Raw genomic sequence first — 11,626 nt, 5'->3', positions numbered from 1 at the left:
TCAGCACTGGCCGCATCTTCAACCGGCGATCATCGTCGCCAGTACACAGCTTTTTGCGCCGCCTGGGTGAACGCAGGCGTGCGGTCTTCCATCACCCATCTCGGCGCGCAGCGCGCGTGAGGCGTGCGTCGATCAGCGAACGACTGCAACGCGTCCGCATTGCTGCCTTCACATGCCACACAGGGCAAGCGCGCATGATCGTCGCCTCTAGCGGCTCTTATGCTGCACAGGTTATGTCTCCATGCCGCCACAGCGGAAGGCTTCTGCGTTTTCTCTCTGGTGGCAGTCGATTACCCAACCAGCAGCAACCCTGCAGCATCCGTCGGTGCGGGATGCAGTGCCTGAAGGCGCCGCCTTGTTTGGCGACGAGCAGATGGAGGCGCTGGGGCACAGCCTGGCACAGGCGCATGTGCTCTACACCGGGCCAACCCGCGAACTGCTGTTGTCGCAACTCAAGTTCAACGAACGCGCACTCGGCACGGCCGCAGCGCGATTGACCGAAATGTCGGCCGATGGCTTGCGCCTGCATCCGGCCGGCGAGTGGTTGCTGGACAACTATTATCTGGTCGAAGAACAGATGCGCCTGGCGCGTCAGCATCTTCCACCCGGTTACAGCCGGCAATTGCCGCGTCTGCGCACGCCCACCTCGGTTGGCCTGCCGCGCGTCTACGAGCTGGGCCTGGAAGTAGTGGCGCATGGCGACGGGCGCGTGGATACGATCACGCTGAGCCGTTTCATTGCAGCCTATCAACAGGTGGCGCCACTCAAACTCGGCGAGCTGTGGGCGATTCCGATCATGTTGCGGCTGGCGCTGATCGACAACCTGCGCCGCATTGCCGAAGACATCATGCACGATGGCCGCGACACCCGCCTGGCCGCGCATTGGGCCGCGTTGCTCAACGCCACGGCGGCGGCGCAACCCAAGGACGTGGTGGTGGTGGTGGCCGATATGGCGCGCTCGCAGCCGCCGGCCACCGGCGCGTTCGTGGCCGAGTTGACGCGCGGCATCCAGGGCCGCGGGCCGGTGTTGTCGATGGCCAGCGCCTGGGTGGAGCAGTGGCTGGCAAGCGAAGGCCACAGTGTGGAAGGCCTGGTGCATGCCGAGAGCCAACGCCAGGCGGCCGAACAGGTGGCGATCAGCAACAGCATCGGCAGCCTGCGGTTTCTGGACCAGATGGATTGGCGCGACTTCGTCGAGGCCATGAGCGTGGTCGAGCAGATCCTGCGCAAGGATCCGGCCGATGTCTACGCACGCATGGATTTCCACACCCGCGATAGCTACCGGCATGTGGTGGAGCATCTGGCGCAGCGCCTGGACCGCGACGAGCCGGCGGTGGCCGAGTGCGTCCTGCGCCTGGCCGCGCAGCCGGGCTCCGATGCACCGGTGGCCAGCCACGTGGGCTATTACCTGGTAGATACGGGATTGCCGCTGCTGCGTAGCGCGCTGCGCGACCCAGCCGCACCCGGCACACCGAAACCACCGAAACCACCGCGCCCACGCGCACGACGCGTTGCGCTGCCGGTGTACCTGCTGCCGATCGCCGTGATCGCCGTGCTGTGGAGCGGTGTATTGCTGCAGGGCGTGAGCGCATTGCCGCCGGCGCTGTGGTGGATCACCGCCGGCATCGCGCTGCTGGCCGCCAGCGAGTTGGGCATCGCCCTGGTCAACTGGGTGGCAACGCTGTGGGTGCGTCCGCATCCGTTGCCACGCATGGACCTGAGCCTGGGCATTCCACCCGATTGCCGCACGCTGGTGGTGATGCCGAGCATGCTGGCCAGCCACGAGGCCATCGACGAGCTGGTCGACGCATTGGAGGTGCACTACCTGGCCAACCGCGACGAACAGCTGTACTTCGCACTGCTCACCGATTTTCTCGATGCCGCGCAAGCGCTGTTGCCTGGCGACATGGCATTGGTGGCGCATGCGGCGCAACACATCGACCGGCTCAACGCGGCCTATGCCGATGCGCGCGGCGATCGCTTCTTCCTGCTGCATCGCGCATGCCAGTGGAACGCGGGCGAAGGCTGCTGGATGGGCGCAGAGCGCAAGCGCGGCAAGCTGGAAGCGCTCAACCGGCTGTTGTGCGCGGGCGATGCGCCGCTGCAGGCGGCCCACGAGTTCCTGCAGGTGCAAGGCGATGTGGCCGCGCTGGTGCAGGTGCGCTATGTGATCACGCTCGATAGCGACACCCACCTGCCGCGCGATGCGGCACGCGCGCTGGTCGGGGCGATGTCGCATCCGTTGAATGTGCCGCGCATGGATACGGCCGGGCAGATCGTCGAGGCCGGTTACGGCATCCTGCAGCCCGGCCTGGGCACCGGCATGAGCGAAGGCGGCGAATCGCGCTTTGCGCGCATGTTCGGCATCGAGCCCGGCATCGACCCGTACACCCGCGTGGTCTCGGACGTGTATCAGGATCTGTTTGGCGAAGGCTCCTTCATCGGCAAGGGCATCTATGCGGTGGCCACCTTCGAGCAGGTACTGGCCGGCCGCTTCCCCGACAACCGCGTGCTCAGCCATGACTTGCTGGAAGGCTGCTATGTGCGCGCCGGTTTGCTCAGCGACGTGCGCCTGTACGAGCGCCACCCGCAGCGCTACGCCACCGATGCCAAGCGCCGCGCGCGCTGGGTGCGTGGCGACTGGCAGTTGCTGCCATGGCTGCTGCCGTGGGTGCCCGACCGCGGTGGCCGGCGCGCGCGCAATCCGTTGTCGTGGTTGTCGCGCGGCAAGCTGCTGGACAACCTGCGCCGCAGCCTGGTGGCACCGGCGGCGTTTGCATTGTTGCTGATCGGCTGGCTGTGCTCGCCCACTCCCTTACGCTGGACGCTATGGATGCTGGTGTTGTGGCTACTCCCGGGTCTGTGTTCGGCGGTGTATGCGCTGGCGCACCCACCCGAGGGTTTGGGGTTGCGTCATCACGCGCGCCAGGTTGGGATGGGGCTGCGTCAGCACCTGCTGCGCACCGGCGTGGTGCTGGCCTGCCTGCCGTTCGAGGCGGGGCTGCAGCTGGCGGCCATCGCGCGCACGCTGGTGCGGATGTCGATCACCCAGCGCCATCTGCTGCAGTGGGCGCCGTCCAGCGAAGTGGAGCGCAGCGCGCGCAGCGGCAATGCCGAACAACAGCTGATGGCCGGCGCCGCCTGCAGTGCGGCGCTGGTAATCGCCGCAGTGGCATGGTGGTCGCCGTTGGCGTTGTGGACGGCGCTGCCGCTGGGGCTGGCATGGATGGGCGCGCCGTGGCTGATGGCCTGGCTGGGCGAGCAGCCCGCCGCGCCGGTGGCGCAGCTGTCGCAGGAACAACGCGATTTCCTTGGCGGATTGTCGCGGCGCACCTGGGCGTTTTTCGAAAGCCATTGCACTGCGCAACACCACTGGCTGCCGCCGGACAACGTGCAGGAATACCCGGTCACGGTGGTGGCCAACCGCACCTCGCCGACCAATATCGGGCTAGGCCTGCTGGCCAATCTGGCCGCCTACGATCTGGGCTACCTGACGGTGACCGGGGTGATGAGCCGCGTGGCCAATACGCTGACCACGCTGGAAGCGCTGCCGCGTTATCGCGGCCATTTCTACAACTGGTACGACACCGAGACGCTGGTGCCGCTGGTGCCGCGTTACGTCTCCACCGTCGACAGCGGCAACCTAGTCGGGCATCTGTTGACGCTGCGGCAAGGGCTGCTGGCGCTGGTGGATGCGCCGGCCGTGTCGATGGCGGTGTTCGATGGGCTGGCCGATACCCTGAGCGTGCTCACCCTGCAGGCGCAGCCGCGCAGCGACGCCGCCACCGCCGCGCTGAGCGCGATGACGCACAGCGTGCAGGCGATCCGCAACCAACCCACGCCAACCCTGCACCAGGCCGATGAAGCGCTGCGCCTGCTGCTGGCGCAGAGCCAAACAATCCTGGCCTCGATGCCGAGCGGTGGCGAGGACGAGGAACCGTGGCCGCAACGCCTGGTGAGCAGTTGCGAGGCGGCGTTGGCCGAGGTGAGCCATTGCGCGCCGGCGCTTGCCAGCACCGATCCGCACGCGGCGCAAACCCCTGGCGCTGCAGTCGCCACGCTGCGGCAGCTCGCCGACGGCAGCCACGCACCGAGCGTGCAGACCTGGGCCGCCAAGCGCGTACTGGAGCTGCAACGGCTTGCGCATATCGCCGGGCAACTGGCGCAGATGGACTACGACTTCCTCTATAGCCCCGCCCAGCAGTTGCTCTCGATCGGCTACAACGTCGACGACCATCGTCTGGATAGCGGCCGTTACGATCTGCTCGCTTCCGAGGCACGCTTAGGCATCTTCGTGGCGATCGCTCAGGGCAAGCTGCCGCAGGAGAGCTGGTTCGCGCTCGGGCGCACGCTCACCGATACCGGCGCCGAGCCAACGCTGCTGTCGTGGAGCGGCTCGATGTTCGAATACCTGATGCCGGATCTGGTGATGCCCAGCTACCCGCAGACGCTGCTGAGCCGCTCGATGCGCGGCGCGGTGCAGGCGCAGATCCGCTATGGCGCTGCGCGCGCGGTGCCGTGGGGCGTCTCCGAATCGGGCTACAACACGGTCGATACGCGGCGCAATTATCAGTACCGCGCCTTCGGTGTGCCCGGGCTCGGGCTCAAGCGCGGGCTGGGCCAGGATCTGGTGATCGCCCCGTATGCCAGCGCGATGGCGCTGATGGTCGAACCCGATGCGGCCTGCCGCAATCTGCAGCAGCTGCAGGCGCTGGGATTCGACGGGCGTTTCGGCTTGTACGAAGCGATCGACTACACGCCCTCGCGCGTGCCGCGTGGCGAACAACACGCGCTGGTGCGCTCGTTCATGTCGCATCACCAGGGCATGGCACTGCTGGCGCTGGATCACGTGTTGCGCGATGCGCCGATGCAAAAACGCTTTGTCGCCGACCCGCAATTCCAGGCCACGTTGTTGCTGTTGCAGGAGCGCGCACCGCGTGCCGGCGTGTACGTCAAAGGCCTGGTCGAAGCAGCCGAGCGCCCGGTGGCCACCGAGGCGGGTATGGCGTTGCGCATCCATCGCGACCCCAACCTGCCGCAGCCGGCGTTGCAACTGCTCTCCAACGGGCGTTACCACGGCATGCTGACCTCGGCCGGTGGCGGCTACAGCCGCGCGCGCGACATGGCGGTGACGCGTTGGCGCGAAGACGGCACCCGCGACCACTGGGGCACGTTCTGCTATCTGCGTGATGTGGACAGCGGCGCGGTGTGGTCGGCCGCGCATCAGCCGACCTGCGTGCCGGTGGAACGTTACGAAGCGATCTTTTCCGACGCCAAGGCCGAGTTCAAGGGCAGCCACCAGCGCTACGACAGCCATCTGGAAATCGCCATTTCCGCCGAGGACGATGTGGAGCTGCGCCGGCTGCGCATCCGCAACCGTTCGCGGCAGACGCGGGTGATCGAAATCACCACTTATGCCGAAGTGGTGCTGGCACCGGCGCAGGCCGACGAGGCGCATCCGGCTTTCAGCAATCTGTTCGTGCAGACCGAAATCCTGGCCGACAAGCAGGCGCTGTTATGCACGCGGCGCCCGCGCGGGCACGACGAAGCGCAGCCGTGGATGCTGCATCTGGTGGCGGTGCACGATGCCGATGTGGCGACCATCTCCTACGAGACCGATCGCGCCGCGTTTGTCGGGCGCGGACGCAGCACCCGCAATCCGCTGGCCTTGCGCGATCACGCCGCCCTGTCCGGCGCCGCCGGCTCGGTGCTGGACCCGATCGTGGCGATCCGCTGCCGCATCTCGCTGGCGCCGGATCAACAGGCACAGGTCGACATGGTCTACGGCGTCGGTACCCAACGCGAGGCCTGCACCGCGTTGATCGACAAATACCGCGACCGCCGTCTGGCCGACCGCGTGTTCGATCTGGCGCTGACCCAGAGCCAGGTCACCCGCCGGCAAATCAACGCCTCGCTGGAAGACGCCATGCTCTACGAGCGGCTGGCCGCACGCGTGCTGTTCGTCGACCCGCAACTGCGCGCCGACAACGAGGTGTTGCTGCACAACCATCGTGGCCAGTCGGCACTGTGGAGTCATGCCATCTCCGGCGACCTGCCGATCGTGCTGTTGCGCATCACCGACCCGGACAATCTGGACCTGGTGCGCCAGCTGGTGCAGGCGCACGCGTACTGGCGCCTGAAAGGCCTGCGTGCGGATCTGGTGATCTGGAACGAAAGCCAGGCCGGCTATCGCCAGCAATTGCAGGACGCCATCCTGGGCCTGATCGCCGCCGACCCCGAGGCCAATGTGCTAGACCGCCCCGGCGGTATCTTCGTGCGCGCCATCGAACACATCTCGCAGGAAGACCGCGTGCTGCTGCAGACCGTGGCACGGGCGATTCTGAGCGATGCCAACGGCACGCTGGATGCGCAACTGCAGCGCCACCCCAGCGCGCGTGCGCACCCGCCGTTGCTGGAGCCGATCCGGCAACCGGACAGCGCCGATGAATTGGCCAGCACGCATGCCGCCTACCTGGACAAGACCCTGCAGGCCGCCGCCGAAGAGCCGGTGCTGTTCGACAACGGCCTGGGCGCCTTCGCCGCCGACGGCCGCGAATACCGCATCACCCTGGACGAAGGCGTCGCCACACCGGCGCCGTGGTGCAACGTGATGGCCAATGCGCAGTTCGGCAGCGTGGTCAGCGACAGCAGCCCCGGCTATAGCTGGGCCGAAAACGCGCACGAATTCCGGCTCACGCCATGGCATAACGACCCGGTCGGCGATGCCTCCAGCGAGGCGTTCTACCTGCGCGACGAAGACACCGGGCAGGTGTGGTCGCCGATGGCGCTGCCATGCCGCGGCAGTGGCCGCTACACGGTGCGCCACGGCTTCGGCTACAGCGTCTACAGCCATATCGAACACGGCATCGGCACCGAGCTGTGGGTGTTCGTGGATGTGGAGCAGCCGATCAAGTTCAGCCATCTGCGGTTGAAGAATCTCTCGGGCCGTCCACGCCGGCTCAGCGTCACCGGCTACGTGGAATGGGTGCTGGGCGACATCCGCACGCGCTCGCAACTGCATGTGGTCAGCGAGGTCGACCTGGGCAGCAGCGTGCTCACCGCGCGCAATCCATACAACACCGAATTCGACGGGCGCGTGGCGTTCTTCGATGCCGATGCACCCAACCGCAGCATCACCGCCGACCGCAATGAATTCCTCGGGCGCAATGGCAGCCTGGCCGCACCTGCCGCGCTCACGCGGCAGCGTTTGTCCGGGCGCGTGGGTGCCGGCCTGGACCCGTGCGCGGCGATCCAGATCCCGGTGACGCTGGCAGCCGAACAAAGCTTCGAAACGGTCTTCCGCCTGGGCGCCGCGGTCGATCGCGAGAGCGCACTGACGCTGGCACGCCAGAGCCGTGGCGTAGCCGCAGCGCACACCGCATTGCTGGCGGTGCGCGCGCACTGGCAGCAGATTCTGGGCACCGTGCAGGTGACCACACCCGACCCGGCGGTGGACCTGTTGGCCAACGGCTGGCTGCTCTATCAGACCATCGCCTGCCGCTTCCTGGCACGCAGCGGCTATTACCAGTCCGGTGGCGCGTACGGCTTCCGCGACCAGTTGCAGGACAGCATGGCGATGGTGCACGCGCAGCCGGCGCTTACCCGCGCCCACCTGCTGCGCTGCGCCGCGCATCAGTTCGTGCAGGGCGATGTGCAGCATTGGTGGCACCCGCCGCAAGACCGCGGTGTGCGCACGCAGTGCTCGGACGATTTTCTGTGGTTGCCGCAGGCGCTGTGCCGCTATCTGGACGTCACCAACGACGCCAGCGTGCTCGACGAGCGCGTCAGCTTTATCGACGGGCGCGCACTCAAGCCCGAGGAAGAATCGTATTACGACCTGCCGCACATCACCGGCAACGTGCAGTCGCTATACGCGCACGGCGTGCTCGCCCTGCAACGCGGCATGGCACGCCTGGGCGAACGCGGCCTGCCACTGATCGGCAGCGGCGACTGGAACGACGGCATGAACCGGGTCGGTAAGGACGGCAAGGGCGAGAGCGTCTGGCTGGGCTTTTTTCTTTACGACACACTGCTGCGGTTCGCAGACGTGGCGGTGCAACGCGACGATGGCGCATTCGCAGCGACCTGCCGTGCGCATGCACACGCCTTGCGCATCGCGCTGGAACAGCATGCCTGGGATGGGCGCTGGTACCGGCGTGCCTGGTTCGACGACGGCACACCGCTGGGCTCGAGCGATTCGGACGAATGCCGCATCGATTCGCTATCGCAGAGTTGGGCAGTGTTGTCCGGCGCGATGGACCCGGCGCGCAGCGCACAGGCGATGGAGGCGATGCGTCAGCAACTGGTGGATGCCGAGACCGGCATCGTCAAGCTGCTGGTGCCGCCGTTCGACCGCACCGAACACGACCCCGGCTACATCCGCGGCTACGTCCCCGGCGTGCGCGAAAACGGCGGCCAGTACACGCATGCCGCAGTGTGGGCGACGATGGCCTTCGCGCATCTGGGCGACAGCGCGCGGGCCTGGCAACTGGCCGGCATGATCAACCCGATCCACCACGCCCGCGACGCGGCGGGCGTGCAGCGCTACAAGGCCGAACCCTATGTGCTGGCGGCCGATGTCTATGCGGTGGCGCCACACGCCGGCCGCGGCGGCTGGAGCTGGTACACCGGCGCGGCCGGCTGGATGTACCGGCTGCTGACAGAATCGCTGCTCGGCCTGCAACGCCATGGCGAGCGCATGCACATCGTGCCGTGCATCCCGGCCAGCTGGCCGGAGTACCAGCTGCGCTATCGCTTCGGCAGCAGTACCTACGTCATCGACGTCACCCAGCGCCCCGGTGTCGAAGCCCGGCTGGAGATCGATGGGGTGATGCAAGCCGAGCTTGCTTTCACTCTGATTGACGACGGTGCGGTCCACGCTGTCGCCCTGGACTGGCCGGGAGACGCGACATGAGCATGCGCACACGCACCCACACCAATCACCAGCTTTCCGACCTGGGCAAGATGTTGTCAGTGTGGCCGCAGCGGGTACGCGACCCCAGCCAGTTCTGGCCGCAATTCGATGCCTTGGCCAAAGACATTCTCGATGAAGCGGCCGAAGCCGATCTGCAGCGCGTGCAGCGTCGCCTGCGGCAGCTGCTGCACCGCCACGGGCTGACGCGCACGCAATAAGCGCGCGGACACCGATTTGAGTCGTAGAGGCGTCTGGATACAGTCAAAAGCTGAGCTAGTCGAGGGCGCGGTGCCCTCACCGCTCGCGGGACACGCCGTGAATCCGTCCCTGGAGGCTCAGTGGCGGCATCCATGCCGCCACATGGTCCCGCAATCGTCGAGGACACCGCACCAGAAAGTTGGTCGGCTGCTTGAAAACATGCACACCGACCATCTCCACTGGTCCTTGCCCGCCCACCGTCGTGGGACCTTACGCGGCATGGATGCCGCGTAAGAGCCTACACGGACGTACTTGCGGCGTGTCCCGCGACGGTGGGCGGGCAAGGGCCCTGCAGCAAATCCGCAGGCATGACGCGCTTTACTGCCGGTGCACCTGATTACCGCAGACAGCACTCGACGCCGCCATGATCGACGACGCGCAGTCGCCACGCTTAGACTCCGCGTTTACACGCGCCAAGGCCGCTGGTGATCGATCTCAATGACATCGCGTTGTATGTGCAGGTCGTGCGTAGCGGCAGCTTTGCCGAAGCCGCGCGCAGGCTGGGCACTGCACCCAACAGCGTGAGCCGGCGCGTGCAGCAGTTGGAAGCGCAACTGGACACGCGTCTGATGCAGCGCTCCACCCGCAAGCTCACCCTCACCGACGCCGGGCAAGCGTTCTTTGAACGGTGCGCCGATGCGGTAGACGGGCTGACCTCGGCCGGGCAGAGCCTGGTGGCCGGTGGCGATGAAGCAGCCGGTTTGGTGCGGGTGGCGGCGCCAGCGGATTTTCTGGATTTTTTTCGCGTCGAATGGGTCGGCGAATTTCTCGCCGCGCATCCACGCGTGCGCCTGGAATTCGTGCTCAGCGATGGCAAGGCCGACCTGATCGCCGAGCGCATCGATGTGGCCTTCCGTGGCGGTGTGATGACGGATCTGGGCTATGTCGGCCGCCAGATCCTGGCCGACACCAACGATGTACTGGTGGCCAGCCCCGGCTACCTGCAGGCGCGCGGCAGGCCGTTGCGGCTGGACGACTTGCCGCAGCACGACTGCATCAGTTTTCCGCATCCAAGCGGCTATGCCACCTGGACGCTGGTCGGCCCGTCCGGGCTTGCCGAAGACGTCCACGTGCAGGCGCGCATGGCTGCCACCACCGCCCGCGCACTGCGGCTTGCGGCGGTGGCCGGGCTCGGAATCGCCTTGTTGCCGCAGGCACTCACCTGGCCGGATATCGACGAAGGCCGCCTGACCGTGGTGCTGCCGGATTTTCAACGCAAGGGCCAGAGCCTATACGCGCTCTACCCAAGCCGACACCATCAGCCACGTGCGGTCTCGGCGTTTATCCGGGCCGTGACGACGCGATTGAATGGGCCTGAATGCAAAGAGGTGGCTGGCTTGGCAAATAGCGCCGCGATACCCGGTGTGCGGTGATTGTCGTGATGCGGAGGAAGGCGGTTGCAACGCCCGCATCGAAGCAGCATCAGCGCTGAGCACGCGCACGCGCACGCGCACGCGCACGCAGCATGGCGCCGACATCCCTTGAAGCGCTGTTGGCACCCTGCCACGCGGGCAACGCATTGCATCGAGCGGCACGCTGTCCGCTCGATGCAGTGTCGGCACGTTTGAGTGATCGGCACCGGGCGAACCGGTGGCATGCTCGCCAGCGCAGGTCATGCCGCTAGACACACCTCAGCCGCGACGCCACTCAGGCAGCAAGCGCATCGATCTGCTGCTGGGCGCTGGCGATACCCGCCTGGCGGGCGTCTGCGCCGGTGGCCAGGCCTTCGGCCACGATCACTTCCGGCGTGTGCACGCCAACAAAGCCCAGCGCGGTGCGCATGTAGGTTTCGGCATGCTCCAGCGACGCCATCGGCGAGCCGGCGCCATAGAAGCCGCCACGCGCCACCAGCAGAATCACCCGCTTGTTGCCGGCCAGCCCCTCGGGCACACCTTGCGCGTTGTAGCGGAAGGTCTTGCCGGCCACCAGCACGCGATCGATCCACGCCTTGAGCTGGGTCGGGATGGTGAAGTTGTACAGCGCCACACCGATCACCACGGTGTCGGCGTCCAGAAATTCCTGCAGCACCGTTGCACTGGTGGCCAGTTCGGCCGCCAGTTCCGGGCTCTGGTCGCCGCTGGGATTCTGCTGGGCCGCCAGGTGCGCGCCGGACAGATGCGCCAGCGGCTCGGCGGCCAGATCGCGGTAAGTCACTGCGACATCGCTGTTGCCGGACTGCAACTTGGCGACCGTGGCCGCCGACAGCAGACGGCTGGCCGAATAACTACCGAGGATGCTGGAGTCAATATGGAGCAGTTTCATGATGAAGCCTCTGATTGTGTGGGGTTGCGTGGTACTGCCACGATGTTGGAGATGCGACCGAGCACGCACACGTGTGCGTGTCGGCGGGTGAAATACAGGCTGATGGGTGTGCGCTGCCGGTTGCCCTGCTACCGGTCTGCGCGTGTGCGTTGCGCTGGTCGGTGCTGTAGCGCTTGTCGGTACTGCATCGCG

The 11,626-nt window shown here is 66.7% G+C and carries 4 protein-coding genes; 3 read left to right on the top strand and 1 reads right to left on the bottom strand.

From position 1 onward, the window contains the following. The first annotated feature begins 241 nt into the window (after nucleotides 1-241). From AC1PLU_RS00245 to AC1PLU_RS00235, 3 genes are all read left to right on the top strand, one after another. Nucleotides 242-8,914 carry a glycoside hydrolase family 94 protein gene (locus AC1PLU_RS00245; protein ID WP_481107340.1) on the top strand — a complete coding sequence of 2,891 codons (8,673 nt, stop codon included), beginning with the start codon at nucleotides 242-244 and terminating at the stop codon, nucleotides 8,912-8,914. After that, nucleotides 8,911-9,132: a hypothetical protein gene (locus tag AC1PLU_RS00240; RefSeq protein WP_205393124.1), complete on the top strand. Its 222-nt coding sequence runs from the start codon at nucleotides 8,911-8,913 to the stop codon at nucleotides 9,130-9,132. Before AC1PLU_RS00245 ends, AC1PLU_RS00240 begins: the two co-directional genes overlap by 4 nt. A gap of 465 nt (nucleotides 9,133-9,597) precedes the next feature. Next, nucleotides 9,598-10,545 (top strand): LysR family transcriptional regulator, encoded by a 948-nt coding sequence (locus tag AC1PLU_RS00235; protein ID WP_168959253.1) that lies wholly within the window; start codon nucleotides 9,598-9,600, stop codon nucleotides 10,543-10,545. Between the two features lie 274 nt (nucleotides 10,546-10,819). On the opposite strand, the gene AC1PLU_RS00230 is transcribed toward AC1PLU_RS00235, so the two are convergent. After that, a complete protein-coding gene (locus AC1PLU_RS00230; protein ID WP_481107339.1) occupies nucleotides 10,820-11,434 on the bottom strand; it encodes an FMN-dependent NADH-azoreductase in 615 nt (204 codons plus the stop codon). Nucleotides 11,435-11,626 lie beyond the last annotated feature (192 nt).

The organism is Xanthomonas sp. NCPPB 2933 (assembly GCF_056725225.1).
The sequence above is the reverse complement of the archived record's forward strand: the minus strand, read 5'-3'. Positions and strand labels throughout refer to the sequence as shown.